Origin of the sequence: Pantoea sp. KPR_PJ (genome assembly GCF_041386365.1) — a bacterium.
Lineage (GTDB): Bacteria > Pseudomonadota > Gammaproteobacteria > Enterobacterales > Enterobacteriaceae > Pantoea.
The window spans coordinates 251,976-271,911 of record NZ_JABMIK010000005.1 but is presented as its reverse complement, the minus strand read 5'-3'; the positions used below and the strand labels follow the sequence as shown (position 1 = coordinate 271,911).

Sequence of the window (19,936 nt, the reverse complement as noted above, 5' to 3'; positions counted from 1 at the left end):
AGGCATCAGCGAAACCCTAAATCTCAGCCCGGTTCGATAAGAGATCCGAGTTGGCATTGGCGTGAAGATCTTTATAATGCGGCCGCGTGATGGTGAAGCAGGAGAGGAAGTGATGAGAAAAAGCAGAAATGAAGTAGCCCGCTGGAGAATGTTGCGTCAGGTACATCGTCGTCGCGCTCGCTGGCTGGAAGGTCAGTCGCGTCGTTACAGCCGGATCCATGCTATCCGTCACCAGCTGGCGCAGCAGCAGCGCCGCTCAATCCTGTTCATCACGCAAAATGCCTGATGAAAAGCCGCCAGAGGGCGGCTTTTTTATGCCGTTTTTACCGTGCCGGAACGGACCGCAAAAAGGCGGTAGCCCAGTGGCTCAGTGAAACGTAATGACAACGATGCCGCCACCAGCGACAGCGCCTGCATCAGGAAATGATACAGTGAAGAGGTGACAAGGGTAAACGCGCAAAAGCGCGCGCCGCGCTAGCGGAAGAGCCTTTAACTGTGCGGTGACCTTCCTGACGCAAAGGCGCCAGTCAAACTCAGTGTGGTCGGGAGACCAGCACCACATTGACTATCTGCACCGCAGCGGCCATGACTATCAGCATCACGATAAAATGCTTTTTCTGTTTCCAGCCATGGCGTCGCCACAGCAGTAGCGCCCTTGCAACCAGGCTGATAGCCAGCACCAGCAGCACAATAATCAGCCATTGCATCGCCGTGACTCCCTGAATGGCCATAAAAATGGCTTCGGCGCGAACGCAGAAGCCATCGGATATCGTCTGGTGACGGATCAGAAGACGCGTTTAAAGGGTTTTACCGCCACGTTTTTATACACGCCAGCCGCAATATAGGGATCGGCTTCTGCCCATGACTGTGCGGCTTCCAGCGAGCTAAACTCAGCGACGATGGCTGAACCGGTAAAACCTGCAACCCCTGGATCGTTGCTGTCAACGGCAGGCATAGGTCCGGCAATCATTAACCGGCCTTCATCCTGCAACAGTTGCAGGCGCGCCAGATGGGCAGGGCGGACTGAGGTGCGTTTTTCCAGAGAATCAGCGTTGTCTTCCGCGTAGATGATGTACAGCACTTGAAAGCTCCCATTGGCTTATCATAATTTTGCAACACGGTAAGGGATCGTAAATAAGAGTGCAAACGAAAGATAGCGACGAGTCCGGTACGCCGCAGGCTGAGCTAAAATCTCCCTGTTTACAGCCATTTTTCGTCGCTTATTGAAACTGATTGCTATTTGCATTTAAAATCGCAGCTTCATTCTTTTACTGCGACTGCTATGACTACGTTGACAATGCCTTATTCAAAACGAACGTCCGTTTCTGTGCTGCTGTCCGTTGCGTTACACGGCTCAGTGATTGCCGCTATTCTCTATGCTTCGTTTCATCAAAGCGTCAACGCACCTAAAACATCGCAACCCATCAGTATCAGTCTGGTCGCACCGGAAGTTCAGCCTGAACCCGCGCCTGTAGTTGAGCAGCCGCAGCCTGAACCGCAGCCGCAGCCTGAACCGCAGCCGCAGCCTGAACCGGAACCCACACCTGAGCCGCAGCCGGTACCCGAACCACCAAAAGCCGAGCCGGTACCTGTCCCCGTGCCGCCCAGGCCTAAGCCAAAGGCAGAGCCGAAACCCAGGCCGAAGCCCAAAGTCGAGCACAAGCGTGAGGTGAAACCACGCCAGGAGGCAAAACCGCAGGCGAACCCGTTTAAGCAGGATGCGCCTGCAACGCAAACCAAACCGACCACTGCGCCGAAATCGAGCCCAGCACCCGCACAAACCGTTTCTCAGGGGCCAAAAGCGCTGAGCGTGACCAAGCCGGGATATCCGCCGCGTGCTCAGGCGCTGCGTATTGAAGGGCGCGTACGGGTACAGTTTGATGTTGGCAGCGATGGCCGCGTGGAAAATGTCGTTATTCTGTCGGCGCAGCCGCGCAATATGTTTGAGCGTGCGGTGAAAGAGGCGATGAGGCAGTGGCGTTACCAGCCAGGGAATCCGGGTAAAAACCAGACAATGAACATTGTATTTCGCATGAACGGTGGTTCCAGCATCGAGTAAAAAAGCGGCCCGGGGGGCCGCTTTTATCACTCGGCCGTCACGATATTGGCACGGCCTGGCGGCAGCGGGCGGGATTTGCCTTCGTTATCAACGGCAACGTAGATAAATACCGCTTCTGTCGCACAGTAAGTCTGACCAATCGGCTCAGAAGAGACTTTTTTAATCCACACTTCCACATTAATAGTCATCGAACTGTTGCCGGTGCGCATACAGCGTGCGTGACAGCTCACGACATCACCAACCGCAACCGGCTTAAGAAACGACATACCATCGACACGTACCGTCACAACACGCCCTTCGGCGATCTCTTTCGCCAAAATCGCGCCGCCCATATCCATCTGCGACATTAGCCAGCCGCCAAATATATCGCCATTGGCATTAGTGTCTGCGGGCATCGCCAGAGTACGCAACACCATCTCGCCTTGCGGCAACTTATGCTTTTCGTCCATTGCTTCGCTTCTTGTATGCAGGTGAAGGCGCTCTGCGCCCGCAATGCCCGGACTGACCGGGCGTTAGCTATTTTTCTTCTTGTTGCGGCATCTGCCGCCAGATGTAAAGCCCACTCAGCAGGGTAAACAGCAGGGTAAGCGCGGTCAGACCGAACACCTTAAAGTTAACCCAAAAGGATTCGGGCAACCAAAATGCCACATAAATGTTTGCCAGACCGCAGGCGAGGAAAAACAGGGACCATGCCACATTAAGGCGGCGCCAGCTGGTTTCAGGTAGCTGAATCTCTTTACCCAGCAGGCTTTTGATCAGCGGCTGAGCCATGAAAAACTGGCTGTAGAGCAGTGCCAGTGCAAACAGGCTATAGATAACGGTGACTTTCCACTTAATAAATTCATCGTTATGGAAAACCAGCGTCAGGGTGCCGAAAACCGCCACCAGCACGAAGGTGAAAATAGTCATTTTCTCCAGCTTGCGGTAGAGCACCCAGCTCACTACCAGCGCCAGACCGGTTGCAACGATCAGCGCGCCAGAAGCAACGAAAATGTCGTAAAGCTTATAAAAAATAAAGAAGACCACTAAAGGAAGGAAATCGAGTAACTGCTTCATAGTCATTCCACTTCTGAAATAGGTAAAAGCCGCGCGCCCGCGCCCGCGGGCGCGGCGGGCTTAGCGGACCAGCATGTAAAGCCTGTAAAGATAAATGATTAACAGGGCAGAAATCAGGTTGCCTGCCGCCGTGACGGCTACAGCCAGTACATTATCAGGCACGGCCGTAAGCGAGGAGGACATAAACAGCAGCGCCATCTTCGCCAGCAGCCACAGAAGAATGGCCGGGGCAATCAGCCGGACGTTTTTCCATGCCAGACGGCAGCTGGCGCGCATAGAGGCAATAATGCCCGCTTTCTCACTGGTCAGGATCACCGGTGAAAGTGACAGCAAAATTGCCAGAATAATGCCCGGCACCATCAGCACCATAAAGCCCAGCTGTACCACCAGCGTAATCAGAAAGGTTTGCAGCAGCAACTTCGGCAACTGCGGCGCAGCTGCCCCAATCGCACGCAGCGCGCTGACGCGATGGCCAGCAGAGACCAGGGGGATCAGAGAGAGCATGCCGCCCAGCAACAGCGTGTTACCGATTAGCGCAGAGAACGTGCCGGCTGCCGAAAGGCGCAGCAGAATGCGCTGCTGCTCAGGCGACATATTTTGTATTACTTCAAACAGTGACGAGGCGCTGTTATCGCCCTGCTGAAGCTGGGCAAGCTGCTCGCCGCCCGGGGTGAAAGCGTGCACCAGAATAACCGTGATAAAAGCCGTCAGTAACGACATCAGCACAATGGTCAGCAGCTGGTGGCGGAAAAAATTTCCTGTGTCACGGTATAACGAGCTTGCCGTGATAGACATGTACACTCCTTGGTAGAACCGGGTTAGTTAACCCGGCGATTGTACATGGTCTGGCCCGATGCTGGCACCCGCAGTAAGATAACTTTCTGTCATGGAAGGTAAAGATAGCATTGTGACGTGCTATTCCCACCACGAATAGCTTATCAGGCTCTCAAAGCGGGTGACGCATAAACCCAAAACAGACAGGGCCCGATACGCCATATCGCTTAAGTGACAGAGGAATAGCGATAAAGCCGATTAGTAACCCGTGCAGCCCTGAAGGGTACACCTGCCACGACAGGGTTAATGGTCGCCACATCAGGCGGTGCATGGCGTGTCACCCGAGCTGTTATCCCGTGCTCCCTCTGTTATGGCCGGGAGGGCGGGGTGAAAAAGCGGCGGCAGGCCATAGCGCGCCCGGGCACGGTCGCAGGCTTCGTTGTAAACGCCATTTTCGCCAGAAAGCGAAAACTCACGGCAGGGTGACGGCCGCTGCGCATAAATACCGCAGGATACGCAGCTGCCCGGCTCGCCCTGTAGGGCAATGCAGCGCGGTTCACGCGCGTTAGTGCCACGCATATTACGCATCATCAGGCTCAGGGGTTCAGTCAGTTCGACTGGCACTGAACCGCCAGCATCATCCGCCTCGGCCCAGTAAAAGGAAACTCTAAAGTGGGCGCAGCATGCACCGCAGGTCATACAGGGATTGAAATTATCGCTCATTTGATCGCCCGCCACTCCTGAGGCATCGAACCAAAATCAACACGGTGAAAAAGCAAAGTAATCACACCCGTTAATTTCTTCAAGAGAAATTTCACGTCCCCACGCCGCAGCAAAATTGATCTGAATCAATTCATTGTTTTATAAGCGCTTTTCCATAGTTGATTTAGATGATTTTTAGGTTAAATCGCGCTAGAAAGTTGCCACAACATCACGTCACACCCCTTAAAAATTTTTCTTTTTGTGCAAAGGAGCGATCATGAAACTGACAAAATGCGCGTTACTACTGGCAATGGTGTTACCGCAGCTGGCGCTGGCTCATGAAGCGGGCGATCTCTTTATGCGTGCGGGCAGCGCAACGGTGCGTCCTTCTGAAGGGTCCGACAACGTACTGGGCATGGGCAGCTTTGACGTCAGTAACAATACTCAGCTGGGACTGACCTTTACCTATATGGCCACTGACAATATCGGTGTTGAACTGCTGGCCGCCACACCCTTCCGCCACAAAGTAGGGCTGGCGGCAACGGGAACGCTGGCAACGGTGCGTCAACTTCCCCCCACGCTGATGGCGCAGTACTACTTTTTTGACAGCCAAAGCAAGGTTCGTCCATATGTTGGCGTAGGCATTAATTACACAACATTTTACGATGCCGATTTCAATCAGACCGGGCGTGATGCGGGCTTAAGCGACCTCAGCGTGAAAAATTCCTGGGGCGTAGCAGGCCAGGTGGGGCTCGACTACCAGATCAACCGCGACTGGATGCTGAACGCCTCGCTGTGGTACATGGACATCGATACGGAAGTGAAATTCAAGGCGGGTGGCGAGCAGCAAAACATCAATACGCGCATCGACCCGTGGGTTTTCTTCTTTGGCGCAGGCTATCGCTTCTGACAGAAAAAAGGCCGCGAATATGTCGCGGCCTGTTCGTATCAGCGTTATTTAATCTGCATATTGTTTACCACAGACTTCACGCCTTTAACGGTGCGTGTGACTTCTACCGCACGGCTGGCCATCTGCGGCGAGCTGACGAAACCGCTCAGCTGTACACGGCCCTTAAAGGTTTCAACGTTGATCTCACGCGATTTGAGTTCATCATCGTTTAGTAGCTGTGCTTTTACTTTGGTTGTAATCACCGTATCGTCGATATAACCGCCGGTCCCTTCTTCTTTGGAAGTCGGGGCACAGGCACTCAGCGTCAGTGCAACAACAACGGCGACCAGTGCGCCTGCAAGGACTTTAAACAGTTTCATTGCTTCTCTCCCTGTCTCAAACAAGATGCGCCGTTACCATAACGACGCAAAATAAGTGTGGGCGGGAAAAGCGAAAGCGGCAATGTGATGATGTAAAAAAGTATAATAAATCATGCCTTATCAGCAAATAAGGCATGAAAGGATCAACGCGTTGCGGCCTTCAGGCTGCTGACGAAAGCGGTCAGTTTTGCCAGCATCTCTTCGGGCTGGGCATGATGTTGCTCAATGATTTTCACAATGGCTGAGCCTGAGATCGCGCCAGCCGCGCCAGCGCGAATCGCCTCTTTCACCTGCGACGGTTCAGAAATCCCAAATCCCTGTAGCGCGGGCGCCGCGTTATATTCACTCAGCGTAGTGATCAGATGCTGTAGCGGCAGACTGCTGGCACGCTTCTCTGCACCGGTTACGCCCGCGCGCGACAGCAGATAGGTGTAACCGCGGCCATGCGACGCGATCTCGCGCAGGAGATCGTCGCTGGCGTTCGGCGGGCAGATAAAGATGGGTGCGATACCGTGACGCAGCGCGGCCTGGCGGAAGGGGGCCGATTCTTCAACCGGCACATCGGCGACCAGCACCGAGTCAACGCCCACCTCTGCACAGCGTGCGTAAAAAGCATCTACCCCGTTAGCGAACACCAGATTGGCATACATCAGCAGGCCAACAGGCAGCGCCGGGTATTTTTGGCGCACGGTAGCAAGGATCTCAAAGCACTGCGCGGTGGTAGTACCGGCGGCAAAGGCACGCAGCGTGGCATTCTGGATAGTCGGGCCGTCCGCCAGCGGATCGGAAAAGGGAATGCCCAGTTCCAGCGCGTCTGCACCGCCCGCCACCAGTGCATCAATAATCTTCAGCGACAGCTCCGGCGTGGGATCGCCCAGGGTGACAAAAGGAACAAACGCGCCTTCTTTATTCGCCTGCAGACGTTTAAACAGCTGTTGATAACGCTCCATCAGATCTCTCCCTGGGCAGTCAGAATATCGTGAACGGTGAAAATATCTTTGTCGCCGCGGCCTGACAGATTAACCACCAGCAGTTGCTCTTTTTCCGGGTTCTCGCGGATCATCTTCAGCGCATGGGCAAGGGCGTGGGAAGACTCCAGCGCCGGAATAATGCCTTCTGCACGGCAAAGCTCTTTAAATGCTGCCAGCGCTTCGTTATCCGTAATGGAGACATAGTCCGCGCGGCCGGTGCTGTTAAGATGCGCATGCTGGGGACCCACAGACGGGAAATCGAGACCGGCAGAGATCGAGTAAGACTCTTCAATCTGTCCCTCTTCGGTTTGCATCATCGGCGCTTTCATGCCGAAGTAGATGCCAACGCGGCCATGTTTTAGCGGCGCACCGTGCTCGCCCGTTTCAATACCGTGACCGGCAGGTTCAACGCCAATCAGGCGCACGCTTTCATCGTTAATAAAATCGGCAAACATACCAATGGCATTGGAGCCACCTCCGACACAGGCGATAACGGCATCGGGCAGGCGTCCTTCTCTTTCCAGAATCTGCGCTTTGGTCTCTTCGCCGATCATGCGCTGAAACTCACGCACGATGGTCGGGAAGGGATGTGGGCCAGCGGCTGTGCCCAGCATATAGTGAGCGGTTTCGTAGCTGCCAGACCAGTCACGCAGCGCCTCGTTGCAGGCATCCTTGAGCGTAGCGGATCCGCTGTGTACCGGGATCACCTCTGCGCCCATCAGACGCATACGAAATACGTTAGGCGACTGGCGCTCTACGTCTTTTGCACCCATATAGATGCGACACTTCATCCCCAGCAGCGCACAGGCCAGCGCAGACGCAACGCCATGCTGTCCCGCGCCGGTTTCAGCAATGATCTCATTTTTGCCCATGCGTTTTGCCAGCAGCGCCTGGCCCAGCACCTGGTTGGTTTTGTGCGCACCGCCGTGCAGCAGATCTTCACGCTTGAGGTAGAGGCGAGTGTTGCTGCCTTTGGTCAGGTTGCTGCAAAGCGTCAGGGCAGTAGGGCGTCCCGCATAGTTTTTCAGCAGGCTGGTAAATTCAGCCTGAAATGCAGGATCCTTTTGCGCGTCAACAAAAGCGGCTTCCAGCTGGCGAAGCGCAGGCATCAGGATCTGCGGCACATACATACCGCCAAAGTCGCCAAAATAGGGATTCAGTAATGTCATGATTTCATCTTCCTTCTAGGGACCGCCGCAGCGGACCTGCTCAATCAGTAAGCGCGTAGCGTGCGGAAAACCGCCGCAATCTTGCTGGCATCTTTAAGGCCAGGCGCACTTTCCACGCCGGAGTTGAAGTCGAGTCCGGCACAGCCGAGACGCGCGGCTTCCACACAGTTATCTGCACCAAGGCCACCGGCGAGTAGCACGTTGCTCAACTCCTGGTCTTGCAGCAGCGACCAGTCGAAACGCTGGCCACTGCCGCCGTTGCCGTTGTCAAAGACGTAGCGATCGACATGCGGCCAGTCACGCGCAGGTAAAGCATCTTTGATACTGAGTGCTTTCCAGATAGCGATGTCGACGGGCAGGGCAGCGCGTAGCTCAGCCACACAGGCGGGGTCTTCATCACCGTGCAGCTGCACCGCCGCCAGCTTCAGCGCGACCGCTTTAGTGACAATGTCACTTATGGTTGCATTACGGAATACCCCGACGTAATGCAGCGGCGCGCCGGCGATTATCTGATGGGCCTGCGCTTCGCTGACATATCGTGGGGAGCCTTCAGCAAAAATCAGACCGCCATAAAGGGCACCCGCTTCCCACACGGCGCGGGCATCTTCTGCACGCGTTAAACCACATACTTTATTGTCGCCCAGCAGAACACGGCGCACCGCTCCCGCCAGATCCGCTTCTTCCATCAGCGCCGAGCCAATCAAAAAGCCATTGGCAAAGTGGCTAAGTTCGCGCACCTGCGCATAGTTATGGATACCAGATTCGCTAATCACCGTGACGCCGTGCGATAGGCGCGGTGCCAGCTGGCGCGTGCGGTTCAGATCGATTGACATATCACGCAGATCGCGGTTGTTGATACCCACGACTTTCGCCTCAAGCGCAATGGCACGTTCCAGCTCCGCCTCATTGCTGACTTCGGTCAGCACGCCCATTTTCAGGCTGTGCGCAACCGCGGCCAGCTGGCGATATTGCTCATCATCCAGCACCGACAGCATCAGCAGGATCGCATCGGCCTGATAGTGGCGCGCCAGGTAGATCTGGTAGGGATCGATAATAAAGTCTTTGCACAGCACCGGCTGAGTCAGTGCTGCGCTGACGATGGGCAGGAAATCAAAGCTGCCCTGAAAATATTTCTCATCCGTCAGCACCGATACGGCAGACGCGTGGTGGCGGTAGATGCCAGCGATGGCTGCCGGATCGAAATCTTCGCGGATCAGCCCCTTTGACGGCGACGCCTTTTTGCATTCAAGAATAAACACGGTGCGCGCGCCCTGCAGCGCATGATAAAAGCTGCGTCCGGCAGGCTGGACCTGATCCTGAAAGGTAGCCAGCGGCTGCTGCGCTTTACGCGCCTCAACCCACTGCGCTTTATCCTGAACAATTTTGTCTAAAATCGTGCCTTGCATGGTTATCCTCTTGCTGCCAGAGCGACAACGCGCTCGTAGGCTTGTCCGCTGCGGATAGCCTGGAGCGCACGCTGCGCATTTTCACGCAAATCTTCATGGCCAAATACTTTCAGCAGCATCGCCACGTTGACGGCGACGGCCTCCTCGTGAGCCTGCTCGCCATTACCCTGAAGTAAACGCGTAAGAATGTCACGATTTTCTTCCGGCGTGCCGCCCGCCAGCGCATCCTCTGGATGAAAGCCAAAACCAAAGTCTTCTGGCGTCAGCTGATAGCGGGTAATTTCACCATCACGCAGCTCGGCGATATGGGTCTCACTGTGCAGTGCGACCTCATCCATGCCGCCGCCGTGCACAACTGCGGCGCGCTGGTAGCCCAACACCTTCAGCGTCTGGGCGATCGGCAGCACCAGATCGGCACTGTAGACGCCAATTACCGCCAGCGGCGGACGCGCCGGGTTGATCAGCGGGCCAAGCACGTTAAACAGCGTGCGGGTTTTAAGCTGCTGGCGCACCGGCATCGCGTGACGGAAACCGGTGTGATATTGCGGGGCGAACAGGAAACAGACGTTAAGATCGTCCAGCGCCGCGCGTGCCTGTGCGGCAGGCATATCGAGATTGATGCCGAACGCCGCCAGCAGATCGGAAGATCCAGACTTACTGGAGACGCTACGGTTGCCGTGCTTGGCTACTTTCAGCCCGCAGGTGGCAGCCACAAAAGCACTGGCGGTTGAGATATTAATGCTGTTACTGCCGTCGCCGCCGGTGCCAACGATATCGGCAAAGGCGTAATCGGGGCGCGGAAAAGGCTTCGCATCTGCCAGCAGCGCGCTGGCTGCACCGGCAATCTCCTGCGGTGACTCGCCACGCACCTTCATGGCAATCAGTGCGGCGGCGAGCTGCGTCGGTTCCAGCTGGCCGGTAATAATGGCGCTGAATAACTGGTGGCTTTCGCCCTGCGTCAGCGTCTGCGCCTGATAAAGTTTTTCCAGAATGGCGTGCATGATCATTCTCCCTCTGATGTCGCCAGTGCCCAGGCTAGCGTCTGTTCCAGCAGACGTGCGCCCTGAGTGGTCAGGATAGATTCAGGATGGAACTGGAAGCCGCAGACGCGGTCGGCGTCGTGACGTACCGCCATAACCATGCCGTTAAAGCTGGCGTTAATCGTCAGCTCTGCAGGCGTATTGCTACCCACCAGCGAGTGGTAGCGTGCCACCGGCAGCGGATTACTTAATCCGGCAAACATCGCCTCACCATCGTGACTCACGGCGGAGGCTTTGCCGTGCAGAATTTCACCCGCCTGACCCACGTGGCCGCCATAGGCTTCAACAATCGCCTGATGACCAAGGCAGATGCCGATAATGGGCAGCCGCCCGCGCAAAGTACGCAGCAGCTCCGGCATACAGCCAGCGTCTTTTGGCGCGCCTGGCCCCGGCGAGAGCATCAGCACCGGCTTTTCCATGCGCTGGAGCTGTTCGAGCAGCAGCGACGCGGGTACGCTGTTGCGATAAATCACCACGTTGTGGCCAAAGGCACGCAGCTGATCAACGAGGTTGTAGGTAAAGGAGTCAATGTTATCGAGCAGCAGAATGTCGGCCATCAGAAAATCTCCTTGCAGTGATGGGCGGTGGCGATAGCGCGCAGCACAGCGCGTGCTTTGTTACGGCTTTCGTCGGCTTCAGCCTGCGGACTGGAGTCGAGCACAACGCCTGCGCCCGCCTGTACCGTGGCGACACCGTCTTCCACCCAGGCCGAGCGGATAACGATACAGGTATCGAGATCGCCACTGGCGGTAAAATATCCTACTGCGCCGCCGTAGCTGCCGCGACGGGTGCCTTCAGCGGCAGCAATGAGCTGCATCGCGCGTACCTTTGGCGCGCCGCTCAGCGTGCCCATGTTCATACAGGCGCGATAGGCGTGCAGCACATCGAGATCTTCTCGCAGCGTACCGACCACGCGTGATACCAGGTGCATCACAAAGGAGTAGCGGTCAACCTTGGTGAGATCGGCAACGTAGCGGCTGCCCGGCACACAGATACGCGCCAGATCGTTGCGGGCCAGATCGACCAGCATCAGGTGTTCGGCCAGCTCTTTATGATCGGTGCGCATTTCCAGCTCAATGCGGCTGTCGAGATCGCGGTCCAGCGAGCCATCTGCGTGGCGGCCACGTGGCCGCGTACCGGCAATGGGGTAGATCTCGATCTGGCGTGAGGTGGCGTCATATTTCAGTGAGCTTTCCGGCGACGCACCAAACAGGGAAAAGTCCTGATCCTGCATGAAGAACATGTACGGGCTGGGGTTACTGTTCTTCAGGGTGTCATAGGCGGCAAGCGGTGACGGACAGGGCAGCGAGAAACGGCGTGATGGCACGACCTGAAAAATTTCACCGATGCGAATCGCTTCCTGCATCTGGCGTACGGTCTCGCAATAGGCGTCATCGCTCTGGCTGACGCTCAGCGTCATCTGATCGACGGCCTGCACCGGCAGCGCGGGTGCAGGCTGGAGCATCTGGCCGTGCAGTTGTTCAATACGGCTTTGCAGGCGCTGAAACTCACCGGTAGAAGGAGAGAACAGGCTCGCCTGGAGCGTGGCGCTGCGCGCCTGGTGATCCAGCACCAGCAGGGTCTCAGCCAGGTAAAAACAGTAATCGGGACACCGCTGTTCATTCTTCAGTGCGGGCAGGTCTTCAAATCCCGCGACCAGGTCGTAGGCAAACAGACCGCCCATCAGCACCGCTTCGCGCTCATCGGCAGGCGCATTAACCAGCTGCGGGATGAGGCGCAGCGCATCAAATACTGACAGCGCCTGGAGACGAGAATCTTCATCCTGTACCGCATTCACGGCAGGGAAATGCAGCTCGCGACCGTCAGGACGCGCCTCGATTCTCACGCTGGCGGGCAGTGCCGCATCCAGCAGCGGCAGCAGGGCTCGACCATTCTCTGACAACGACTGGATGGTGACGCAGCTGCCCAGTGCACTGACGCGCAGCGCGCTGTCGACAATCAGCAGGCTCTTCAGGTTCTTTTTGCTGTCGATGTCCGCTGACTCAAGCAGCAGGGTAGCCGGACGTGCGCCGCATAACTGATGAAACACTGCGGCCGGATCTTCGCGATAGGGCGCGGTGCCGGTAATCAACTTCACTGTAGGTTTCGCATTTGACATGATGGATTCTCTGAAATTCGCCTAAAAAAAAAGCCCGCATCCAGGCGGGCTCGGGTCTCTGCACAGCGTTACGCAAGAGGTGCTCGACGTTGCCCGTTTGGGGAAACATCACGCCACCAGCCTGCAAAAGAGATCATCATCGTCGCCATGAGAAGTTACCCGTTTAGTTGTGAACTTGTGTACTAGTTAACGGGTTCGGGGCGAAAAAGTCAATACGCTTTTTCACCGACGGGTAAAATCGTTATCATGCTGGCCGCTTCAACATGCAGCAGGAGTGACATTTGAACGAGATCGCCCGTTTTCCACTTTATGATTTACACAGCCATACGCGCGCGTCGGACGGGCTGCTGACGCCTGAAGAGCTGGTCGCGCGCGCCGTCAGCATGCGCGTCGGCGTACTGGCCATTACCGATCACGACAGCGTCGCAGGCGTAGAAGCGGCGCAGCATGCTGTCGCTGAGCAAGCATTACCTTTGAAGGTGCTTGCAGGCGTTGAGGCCTCAACGCTGTGGGAGAACCATGAAATTCATATTGTCGGGCTGAATATTGATATTCATCATCCGGCGATGGTCACCTTCCTGGCAGAGCAACACCGCTGTCGAGAAACGCGAGCCGAACGGATTGCTGAGCGGCTGGATAAAGCGCGCATTCCCGGTGCTCTGGCGGGGGCGGCGCGTCTGGCTGACGGCGGCGTGATTACGCGCGGGCATTTTGCCCGCTTCCTGATTGAGCAGGGCAAGGCCGATACCATCGCGCAGGTTTTCAAAAGCTACCTGGCACGGGGTAAAACCGGCTATGTTCCTCCGCAATGGTGTACAATTAAACAAGCTATTGATGCGATTCACCATTCTGGTGGCTGTGCGGTGCTGGCGCACCCTGGCCGCTATGGTCTGTCGGCAAAGTGGCTTAAGCGGCTAATCGCCCATTTTCGCGAGGCGGGTGGCGATGCGATGGAGGTCGCACAGTGTCAGCAGGCGCCCGGCGAGCGTACTCAACTGGCGCAATATGCTCGCGACGCCCATCTGGCTGCATCACAAGGTTCCGATTTTCATCAACCCTGTCCGTGGATTGAGCTGGGCCGCAAACTCTGGCTGCCGGCTGGCGTTGAACCCGTGTGGGAGCGTTTCCCGGCACTGGCACCGGCAGGTTCTGACACGGAAAGGTGATACGAGGTTTTTATGAGTCAACTGTTTCATATTCATCCAGATAACCCGCAGCCACGCCTGATTTCCCAGGCGGTGGACTATCTCAACAAGGGTGGCGTAATTGTCTATCCGACAGATTCTGGCTACGCGCTGGGCTGTCGACTGGAAGAGAAAAACGCGTTAGAGCGCATCTGCCGTATTCGTCAGCTGGACGGCAACCACAATTTCACGCTGATGTGTCGCGATCTGTCAGAAATTTCTAACTACTCACAGGTCGATAACAGCGCGTTTCGCCTGCTGAAAAATAATACGCCGGGCAGCTATACCTTTATTTTGAAGGCGACCAAAGAAGTGCCACGTCGTCTGATGAATGACAAACGAAAAACCATCGGGCTGCGCGTGCCGTCCAGTCCTATCGCGCTGGCGCTGCTGGAGGCGCTGAATGAGCCGATGATGTCAACGTCGCTGATCTTGCCGGGCAATGATTTCACCGAGTCAGATCCGGACGATATCCAGCACAGCATTGGCAAGCTGGTGGATCTGATTATTGACGGCGGTACGCTGGGACAACAGCCGACCACGGTCGTCGACCTTACCAGCGATGCACCCGTTATTATGCGTGAAGGGTCAGGCGATACCCGACCTTTCCTTTAGCAAAACGGTCAGGCACCGCGCTGCGCTGCCTGACCAATATTCTGTTTCAGCCAGTTCTGAAAGTCAGAATAGGGAATATAGAGCGACACGTCTTTCAGGACGATATTGCCGCGTCGGCTGCTTTTGATTTCATTGCTGAAGCCCACAATCACGCCGCCCAGTGTATTATCCGCATTATAAACTGCACCGCCCGACATTCCTTTCACTACACCAGCATTAGAGGCCATTGCCATACACGGCTTTTTATTCCAGCTGTTGCGAATAGCGGTTCGGGCTAAATTAATGCCGGAAGATTCAACCGGCATGGCAGAAATAAAACTGTAGCCATACATTTTAACAGGATCGCCAATTGCGCTGCTGCGGAATGTTGCCAGCGTCGCGGCATCATTCTTGTGATAAATAATCGCCAGATCGCAATAGGGGTGATAAGCCTTAACGCGCTGTACGGCAAATTTCGCGACGTGTGCGGCAGTCAGACTATATTCAGGCGTAACAGGAATGCTGCTGCCCAGTGTGCCCAGACCGAGTATTGTCGGAATGCCGGTGAAACTCATGTCCACATGCTGCATCGCCGCACGGCTGTACTCAGTATGGCCCACAGAGCAACCGCTCAGCGCCAGCGCAGCAAACGCCGGCCACAAGAACCGATTTCTCATGGTGTTTATCTTCAGGCTGGCATGTCGGAAAAATCCCTGGTGAAGACTTTTTGACATGCAATTTCAGGCTCATCAGTGAGCCGTATTAACGCCGCATTTCCAGCAACGCCGGTTTATTTATAAAGAAATAGCAAACATTTGGTAAATTATTTGTTAATGGAAATCAGGGATATTAATTTAAGATTAATGATGCGAAAGTAACTTTTTGCGTTTCTGGCTCTGATTCTACGCAGAAAATTTTTAATGACAATCGATTAAGATTAATCTTAAGAAGAAAAGCGCTAAATAAGGTTTTAATTCAATCTGTGGATTAAAAAATTAAATGTCCACGGGATGTGCATTGTGGATGAGCTGGATTAACCGCAACGAGCAGTATGTTATGCTACGGCGTTTCTGTTTGATGGATGAAAAAATGCTGCATTGAACCTCATTAATCTTAATGTTTGTTTAATTATTCTTTCTGCCTTATCAATCTCTCCCTTTGCAAATATATAAGCGTTATAAACCAGAACATGCAGGAAAAAAAAGTGCTGAAACGTCATAGGGTTGACTAAATGGTGTCCCGTTAGCGTCACACGCATAAATCTATTATTGCTGCTGCATAATGCTGACAAAAATAAAAAGGATCCTGCCGCATACCCTGTCTTCCACTCAGGGCAGGCTTATCACTCGACATTAACGCTGCCTGCGCCTGCTGCTTGCCCACACGCTGCACAAGTAAAAAGCCTGTCAGAAAAGCAGGGAGCGGCCTCGCACGTTACCTACGTAGTGCTATCTTCATCAAAGCGCCTGCCCCTGCCTTCATTTACCGCATCCTGATAAAGCAGGTTACATTTCAGTAAATTAAGGGTATAATGAGCGGAACATCATAACTTAAGTTATTGATTTTAAAGCACTTTAATCTGCATGACGCCTGGGAAGGCGACAACGAGGCCGCTATGAGCGAAAAGTTACAGAAAGTCCTGGCACGCGCAGGCCACGGTTCACGCCGTGAAATTGAAGCAAAAATCGCCGCCGGACGCGTCAGCGTTGACGGTAAACTCGCCACGCTGGGCGACCGCATTGAAAATGACAAGTCTCTGAAAATCCGCATTGACGGCCACCTGGTTTCTATTGCTGAATCCGCTACTGAAGTGTGCCGCGTCCTTGCCTATTACAAACCCGAAGGCGAGCTCTGCACCCGCAGCGATCCCGAAGGCCGCCCGACGGTTTTTGATCGCCTGCCGCGTATGCGCGGTTCGCGCTGGATTGCGGTCGGACGTCTTGACGTCAATACCTGTGGTTTGCTGCTGTTCACCACCGATGGTGAACTGGCGAACCGCCTTATGCATCCGAGCCGCGAAGTGGAGCGCGAATATGCCGTACGCGTGTTTGGTCAGGTAGATGACGACAAAATTCGTCAGCTAAGCAAAGGCGTTCAGCTGGAAGATGGCCCTGCGGCCTTCAAAACGCTGCGTTTTGCCGGCGGTGAAGGGGTTAACCAGTGGTACAACGTCACGCTGACAGAAGGACGTAACCGCGAGGTGCGTCGCCTGTGGGAAGCGGTTGGCGTGCAGGTAAGCCGTCTGATGCGCGTGCGCTATGGCGACATCACCCTGCCAAAAGGCTTACCGCGCGGTGGCTGGATGGAGATGGATCTGGCTGCGGTTAACTATCTGCGCTCGCTGGTGGGAATGGATGACGAAACGGTCACCAAACTGGCGGTCGAAAAAGATCGCCGCCGCACCAAAGCAAATCAGATCCGTCGTGCTGTTAAGCGTCATACCCAGGTCAGCGGCAACGGCCGACGCAGCAGCAGCGGCGGCAAACGCAGCTAATAAAAAACGCAGCTTTCGGGCTGCGTTTTTTTTTTGCTTACCAGTCTATGCCTTGCTGCGCCTGAATACCGGCGTCGAAAGCGTGCTTGACCGGCCGCATTTCGGTGACGGTATCGGCCATTTCAATCAGCACACGGTGACAGCCGCGCCCGGTGAGAATCACGCTCTGGTGTGCGGGTCGCTCACGCAGTGCCTGTTCCAGCTCGGCCAGCGGCAGATAATTCATGCTCACCATATAGGTGATCTCATCCAGCAGCACCAGGTCCAGCGTGGCATCCGCCAGCATCCGTCTGGCGTGCTGCCATACGGCCAGACAGGCAGCGGTATCGGTCGCGCGATTTTGCGTCTCCCAGGTGAAGCCCGTGGCCATCACCTGAAACTCCACACCATGCTGTGACAGCAGGTTGCGCTCGCCGTTAGGCCATTCACCTTTAATAAACTGAACGACCGCGGCTTTTTTATTGTGCCCGACCGCACGCAGCGCGGTGCCGAAAGCGGCGGTGGTCTTTCCCTTGCCGTTACCGGTGAAGACCATCAGGATACCCCGGGTCTGCGTCGCGGCGGCGATCCGCGCATCGACCTGTTCTTTCAGCCGCTGCTGCCGCTGCTGGTGGCGATCGTCGCGCATTACTCTGCCGCTCCCGGCTTGCGGCCAGGCTGCGCGTCGAAGCTGATACCGGTTTTGCGACGGCTGTCGTCACCCATAACATAAAGGTAGAGCGGCATCAGATCGGCGGGTGTCTTGAGTTTGTTGGCATCTTCCTGCGGAAAGGCTGACGCGCGCATTTTCGTTCGGGTGCCGCCGGGATTAATACAGTTAACGCGTAACGACTGATTTTTGTACTCATCCGCCAGTACCTGCATCATGCCTTCGGTCGCAAATTTCGAGACGGCGTAGGCTCCCCAGCCCGCGCGGCCGGTACGTCCTACGCTGGAGGTGGTAAAGACCAGCGAACCGGCACTGGATTTCAGCAGCAGCGGCAGCAGGGCCTGGGTCAGGAAAAACGTGGCATCCAGGTTAATTTTCATTACCTGCTGCCAGACCTGTGGGTCCAGCTCGGCCAGCGGAGCAATTTCACCGAGGATACCGGCATTATGCAGCACGCCATCCAGACGCGGGAACTGTCGGGTGAGCTGATCGGCCAGCTGCTGACATGATTCAGGCGTCGCCTCAGCCAGGTCAAAGACCAGGCTGTGTGCCGGACGTTGCCCGAGCTGGGCAATCGCCTGCTGAGTCTGCTCTAGCCGCGCCAGATTGCGACCCATCAGAATGACTTCTGCGCCATAGCGCGCATAGGTGATGGCGGCTTCGCGGCCAATGCCGTCAGAAGCGCCGGTAACGAGAATAATGCGATTTTGCAGCAGGTCGCTTTTCGGTTGATAGTGCACGACAATGTCCTTGAGCGCTAAACGGGTTTTTGGTTTTATGCCTCAATTTGCCGGAGGGTGCAATCATCCACAAGGGCTTTCTGTGCCAGCCGCTGGCATTTCAGGCGACGCGCGGCACTAAACCCGGTAAACTCTCAAATCAGTGCTAATTCTCTGTTTAATAAGGCGGCAGAATGGATTTACTCTCCAGTTATGGATTATTTCTGGCTAAAACGATCACGGTAGTCGTGGCCATTGCGGCGATAGTGGCAATTATTCTGAATGCGGCGCTGCGCAAGCGTAGCCAGGCGAGCGGCCAGCTTCGTCTGACGCATCTGGGCGATGACTATCAGCAAATGAAAGAAGATTTGCAGCTGGCTAAAATGAAGCCGCAGGTGCAAAAAGTCTGGCAGAAGCAGCATAAAAAAGAGGAAAAGCAGAAGGTAAAAGCAGAGAAGCGTGCGGCAAAGCAGGGCATAAAAGAGGCCGTCAAACCGACGCTGTATGTTGTCGACTTCAAAGGCAGCATGGACGCCAGTGAAGTCACGGCGCTGCGTGAAGAGATCTCCGCAGTGCTGGCGGTAGCAGAGCAGGGGGATGAAGTTCTACTGCGGCTGGAGAGCCCAGGCGGAGTGGTGCACGGCTACGGTCTGGCTGCTTCACAGCTTCAGCGTCTGCGCGATCGCGGCCTGCGCCTGACGGCGGCCGTGGATAAAGTGGCTGCCAGCGGCGGTTACATGATGGCTTGTGTAGCGGATCGCATTGTCGCCGCACCTTTTGCCATTATTGGTTCAATCGGTGTGGTCGCGCAAATTCCTAACTTTAATCGCCTGCTGAAGCGCAACGACATTGATGTGGAACTGCACACGGCCGGTCAGTACAAACGTACCCTGACATTATTCGGTGAAAACACCGATGAGGGGCGCGAAAAATTTCAGGAAGATCTGAACGAAACACATCTGCTGTTCAAAGACTTTGTGCACCAGATGCGTCCATCGCTGGATATCGATAAAGTGGCGACCGGTGAGCACTGGTATGGCCGTCAGGCACTGGATTTAAACCTGATTGACGCTATCAGCACCAGCGATGAACTGATCATCAGCCAGATGGATCGCTTCACTGTGCTGGGCGTGCATTATGCCCGTCGGCGTAAAATGATCGATCGCGTTACCCACAGCGCAGGTTCCGTTGCGGAGCGCCTGCTGATGAAATGGTGGCAGCGCGGTGAGAAGCCGCTGCTCTAGCAGGCACGCCGGGATTTTACCGACCCCGCCCATACGTCACAAGACCCGGCACTGGCCGGGTTTTTTACGCCAGGTGATAGCGTGACGACAGCGTCAGAGCGAGATGTTTAAATGCGTTAAATACCGCTGTGGTTTTGGGTGTGGGCAGGCCTTCCTCATCAAGAAAAAAGGGCCCGCGAAAAACCAGTACATCACCCTGCTGAATCACGTCGCTGGCTTCCATTCCGGCAAAATAATCATCATGTTCTTTAAGCAGCATATTGGCTTTTTCCAGTAACGCCTGGTGTGAAATGGCCTGCGTTGTTTTCTGCATTGAATATCTCCTTTTTGACATGTACCAAATCCTTTCTATATTACTTGCCAAAACGGCTGTGCGGCAAATCAGCAAAATGGCGTAAAAGCTGGCATAAAATTAAACAGAGTGCTAATTAAGTTGCGTAACGAATTTTATCAGGTAGAGTGTGGGCGATTCAGATTTCAGGGAGAT

The 19,936-nt window shown here is 55.2% G+C and carries 22 protein-coding genes and 1 pseudogene; 7 read left to right on the top strand and 16 right to left on the bottom strand.

Annotated features, from left to right (window positions below):
• Positions 1–112 precede the first annotated feature (112 nt).
• Positions 113–286, top strand: a complete 174-nt coding sequence (locus HP564_RS13475; protein WP_371243809.1) for a YciY family protein — start codon at positions 113–115, stop codon at positions 284–286.
• Positions 287–533: 247 nt separating this feature from the next.
• Here HP564_RS13475 and HP564_RS13470 read toward each other — a convergent pair whose 3' ends face one another.
• Both HP564_RS13470 and HP564_RS13465 read right to left on the bottom strand, forming a co-directional pair.
• On the bottom strand, positions 534–731 hold the full coding sequence (locus HP564_RS13470) for a hypothetical protein (protein WP_371243807.1): 198 nt from the start codon (positions 729–731) through the stop codon (positions 534–536).
• Between the two features lie 53 nt (positions 732–784).
• Positions 785–1,081: a YciI family protein gene (locus tag HP564_RS13465; protein WP_371243805.1), complete on the bottom strand. Its 297-nt coding sequence runs from the start codon at positions 1,079–1,081 to the stop codon at positions 785–787.
• A gap of 201 nt (positions 1,082–1,282) precedes the next feature.
• Here HP564_RS13465 and tonB point away from each other — a divergent pair, with 201 nt between their 5' ends.
• Positions 1,283–2,059, top strand: a complete 777-nt coding sequence (gene tonB, locus HP564_RS13460; RefSeq protein WP_371243803.1) for a TonB system transport protein TonB — start codon at positions 1,283–1,285, stop codon at positions 2,057–2,059.
• Positions 2,060–2,085: 26 nt separating this feature from the next.
• On the opposite strand, the gene yciA is transcribed toward tonB, so the two are convergent.
• The 4 genes from yciA to HP564_RS13440 all read right to left on the bottom strand — a co-directional run bounded on the left by yciA (position 2,086) and on the right by HP564_RS13440 (position 4,612).
• A complete protein-coding gene (gene yciA, locus HP564_RS13455; RefSeq protein ID WP_371243801.1) occupies positions 2,086–2,508 on the bottom strand; it encodes an acyl-CoA thioester hydrolase YciA in 423 nt (140 codons plus the stop codon).
• 67 nt (positions 2,509–2,575) lie between these two features.
• Positions 2,576–3,115, bottom strand: coding sequence for a septation protein A (locus HP564_RS13450; protein WP_371243799.1), 540 nt, complete (start codon positions 3,113–3,115; stop codon positions 2,576–2,578).
• Between the two features lie 60 nt (positions 3,116–3,175).
• On the bottom strand, positions 3,176–3,910 hold the full coding sequence (locus HP564_RS13445) for a YciC family protein (RefSeq protein WP_371243797.1): 735 nt from the start codon (positions 3,908–3,910) through the stop codon (positions 3,176–3,178).
• 297 nt (positions 3,911–4,207) lie between these two features.
• Positions 4,208–4,612 (bottom strand): YkgJ family cysteine cluster protein, encoded by a 405-nt coding sequence (locus HP564_RS13440; RefSeq protein WP_371243795.1) that lies wholly within the window; start codon positions 4,610–4,612, stop codon positions 4,208–4,210.
• A 256-nt stretch (positions 4,613–4,868) separates the two neighbouring features.
• Here HP564_RS13440 and ompW point away from each other — a divergent pair, with 256 nt between their 5' ends.
• Entirely contained in the window at positions 4,869–5,501 is a 633-nt protein-coding gene (gene ompW, locus HP564_RS13435; RefSeq protein WP_371243793.1) for an outer membrane protein OmpW, read from the top strand.
• A 44-nt stretch (positions 5,502–5,545) separates the two neighbouring features.
• Here the strand turns inward: ompW and HP564_RS13430 are convergent, their stop codons facing one another.
• The 6 genes and pseudogenes from HP564_RS13430 to HP564_RS13405 form a co-directional block, all read right to left on the bottom strand.
• The gene (locus tag HP564_RS13430; RefSeq protein ID WP_371243791.1) at positions 5,546–5,860 is read right to left on the bottom strand and encodes a BON domain-containing protein; all 315 of its coding nucleotides are present in this window, start codon (positions 5,858–5,860) and stop codon (positions 5,546–5,548) included.
• A 143-nt stretch (positions 5,861–6,003) separates the two neighbouring features.
• Entirely contained in the window at positions 6,004–6,810 is an 807-nt protein-coding gene (gene trpA / locus HP564_RS13425) for a tryptophan synthase subunit alpha (protein ID WP_371243789.1), read from the bottom strand.
• Positions 6,810–8,003 carry a tryptophan synthase subunit beta gene (trpB, locus tag HP564_RS13420; RefSeq protein WP_371243850.1) on the bottom strand — a complete coding sequence of 398 codons (1,194 nt, stop codon included), beginning with the start codon at positions 8,001–8,003 and terminating at the stop codon, positions 6,810–6,812. The genes trpA and trpB overlap by 1 nt, the downstream gene beginning before the upstream one ends.
• Positions 8,004–8,044: 41 nt before the next feature.
• A complete protein-coding gene (gene trpCF, locus HP564_RS13415) occupies positions 8,045–9,406 on the bottom strand; it encodes a bifunctional indole-3-glycerol-phosphate synthase TrpC/phosphoribosylanthranilate isomerase TrpF (RefSeq protein ID WP_371243787.1) in 1,362 nt (453 codons plus the stop codon).
• A gap of 2 nt (positions 9,407–9,408) precedes the next feature.
• Positions 9,409–11,003 (bottom strand): annotated as a pseudogene (trpD, locus tag HP564_RS13410) (bifunctional anthranilate synthase glutamate amidotransferase component TrpG/anthranilate phosphoribosyltransferase TrpD).
• Positions 11,003–12,565: an anthranilate synthase component 1 gene (locus HP564_RS13405; protein WP_371243786.1), complete on the bottom strand. Its 1,563-nt coding sequence runs from the start codon at positions 12,563–12,565 to the stop codon at positions 11,003–11,005. Before HP564_RS13405 ends, trpD begins: the two are co-directional and overlap by 1 nt.
• A gap of 281 nt (positions 12,566–12,846) precedes the next feature.
• Here HP564_RS13405 and HP564_RS13400 point away from each other — a divergent pair, with 281 nt between their 5' ends.
• Positions 12,847–13,731, top strand: a complete 885-nt coding sequence (locus tag HP564_RS13400) for a PHP domain-containing protein (RefSeq protein ID WP_371243784.1) — start codon at positions 12,847–12,849, stop codon at positions 13,729–13,731.
• A 12-nt stretch (positions 13,732–13,743) separates the two neighbouring features.
• Positions 13,744–14,364, top strand: coding sequence for an L-threonylcarbamoyladenylate synthase (locus HP564_RS13395; protein ID WP_371243783.1), 621 nt, complete (start codon positions 13,744–13,746; stop codon positions 14,362–14,364).
• A gap of 8 nt (positions 14,365–14,372) precedes the next feature.
• On the opposite strand, the gene HP564_RS13390 is transcribed toward HP564_RS13395, so the two are convergent.
• On the bottom strand, positions 14,373–15,020 hold the full coding sequence (locus HP564_RS13390) for a serine protease (RefSeq protein ID WP_371243782.1): 648 nt from the start codon (positions 15,018–15,020) through the stop codon (positions 14,373–14,375).
• Between the two features lie 938 nt (positions 15,021–15,958).
• Here HP564_RS13390 and rluB point away from each other — a divergent pair.
• Positions 15,959–16,837: a 23S rRNA pseudouridine(2605) synthase RluB gene (gene rluB, locus HP564_RS13385; protein WP_371243780.1), complete on the top strand. Its 879-nt coding sequence runs from the start codon at positions 15,959–15,961 to the stop codon at positions 16,835–16,837.
• A gap of 37 nt (positions 16,838–16,874) precedes the next feature.
• On the opposite strand, the gene cobO is transcribed toward rluB, so the two are convergent.
• Both cobO and HP564_RS13375 read right to left on the bottom strand, forming a co-directional pair.
• The gene (cobO, locus tag HP564_RS13380; RefSeq protein ID WP_371243779.1) at positions 16,875–17,465 is read right to left on the bottom strand and encodes a cob(I)yrinic acid a,c-diamide adenosyltransferase; all 591 of its coding nucleotides are present in this window, start codon (positions 17,463–17,465) and stop codon (positions 16,875–16,877) included.
• Positions 17,465–18,226: a YciK family oxidoreductase gene (locus tag HP564_RS13375; RefSeq protein ID WP_371243778.1), complete on the bottom strand. Its 762-nt coding sequence runs from the start codon at positions 18,224–18,226 to the stop codon at positions 17,465–17,467. Before HP564_RS13375 ends, cobO begins: the two co-directional genes overlap by 1 nt.
• 173 nt (positions 18,227–18,399) lie before the next feature.
• Here HP564_RS13375 and sohB point away from each other — a divergent pair, with 173 nt between their 5' ends.
• Entirely contained in the window at positions 18,400–19,449 is a 1,050-nt protein-coding gene (sohB, locus tag HP564_RS13370; protein ID WP_371243777.1) for a protease SohB, read from the top strand.
• A gap of 64 nt (positions 19,450–19,513) precedes the next feature.
• Here sohB and HP564_RS13365 read toward each other — a convergent pair whose 3' ends face one another.
• On the bottom strand, positions 19,514–19,762 hold the full coding sequence (locus HP564_RS13365; protein ID WP_371243775.1) for a DUF2498 family protein: 249 nt from the start codon (positions 19,760–19,762) through the stop codon (positions 19,514–19,516).
• Between the last annotated feature and the right edge of the window lie 174 nt (positions 19,763–19,936).

Excerpts from the sequence above, each read along its gene's own strand:
- yciA (WP_371243801.1), bottom strand. The coding sequence starts at position 2,508 with ATGGACGAAAAGCATAAGTTGCCGCAAGGCGAGATGGTGTTGCGTACT.
- HP564_RS13405 (WP_371243786.1), bottom strand. The coding sequence starts at position 12,565 with ATGTCAAATGCGAAACCTACAGTGAAGTTGATTACCGGCACCGCGCCC.
- HP564_RS13365 (WP_371243775.1), bottom strand. The coding sequence starts at position 19,762 with ATGCAGAAAACAACGCAGGCCATTTCACACCAGGCGTTACTGGAAAAA.
- HP564_RS13430 (WP_371243791.1), bottom strand. The coding sequence starts at position 5,860 with ATGAAACTGTTTAAAGTCCTTGCAGGCGCACTGGTCGCCGTTGTTGTT.
- HP564_RS13440 (WP_371243795.1), bottom strand. The coding sequence starts at position 4,612 with ATGAGCGATAATTTCAATCCCTGTATGACCTGCGGTGCATGCTGCGCC.
- HP564_RS13395 (WP_371243783.1), top strand. The coding sequence starts at position 13,744 with ATGAGTCAACTGTTTCATATTCATCCAGATAACCCGCAGCCACGCCTG.
- ompW (WP_371243793.1), top strand. The coding sequence starts at position 4,869 with ATGAAACTGACAAAATGCGCGTTACTACTGGCAATGGTGTTACCGCAG.
- HP564_RS13390 (WP_371243782.1), bottom strand. The coding sequence starts at position 15,020 with ATGAGAAATCGGTTCTTGTGGCCGGCGTTTGCTGCGCTGGCGCTGAGC.
- HP564_RS13445 (WP_371243797.1), bottom strand. The coding sequence starts at position 3,910 with ATGTCTATCACGGCAAGCTCGTTATACCGTGACACAGGAAATTTTTTC.
- trpCF (WP_371243787.1), bottom strand. The coding sequence starts at position 9,406 with ATGCAAGGCACGATTTTAGACAAAATTGTTCAGGATAAAGCGCAGTGG.
- HP564_RS13470 (WP_371243807.1), bottom strand. The coding sequence starts at position 731 with ATGGCCATTCAGGGAGTCACGGCGATGCAATGGCTGATTATTGTGCTG.
- sohB (WP_371243777.1), top strand. The coding sequence starts at position 18,400 with ATGGATTTACTCTCCAGTTATGGATTATTTCTGGCTAAAACGATCACG.
- HP564_RS13450 (WP_371243799.1), bottom strand. The coding sequence starts at position 3,115 with ATGAAGCAGTTACTCGATTTCCTTCCTTTAGTGGTCTTCTTTATTTTT.
- HP564_RS13475 (WP_371243809.1), top strand. The coding sequence starts at position 113 with ATGAGAAAAAGCAGAAATGAAGTAGCCCGCTGGAGAATGTTGCGTCAG.
- cobO (WP_371243779.1), bottom strand. The coding sequence starts at position 17,465 with ATGCGCGACGATCGCCACCAGCAGCGGCAGCAGCGGCTGAAAGAACAG.
- rluB (WP_371243780.1), top strand. The coding sequence starts at position 15,959 with ATGAGCGAAAAGTTACAGAAAGTCCTGGCACGCGCAGGCCACGGTTCA.
- trpA (WP_371243789.1), bottom strand. The coding sequence starts at position 6,810 with ATGGAGCGTTATCAACAGCTGTTTAAACGTCTGCAGGCGAATAAAGAA.
- tonB (WP_371243803.1), top strand. The coding sequence starts at position 1,283 with ATGACTACGTTGACAATGCCTTATTCAAAACGAACGTCCGTTTCTGTG.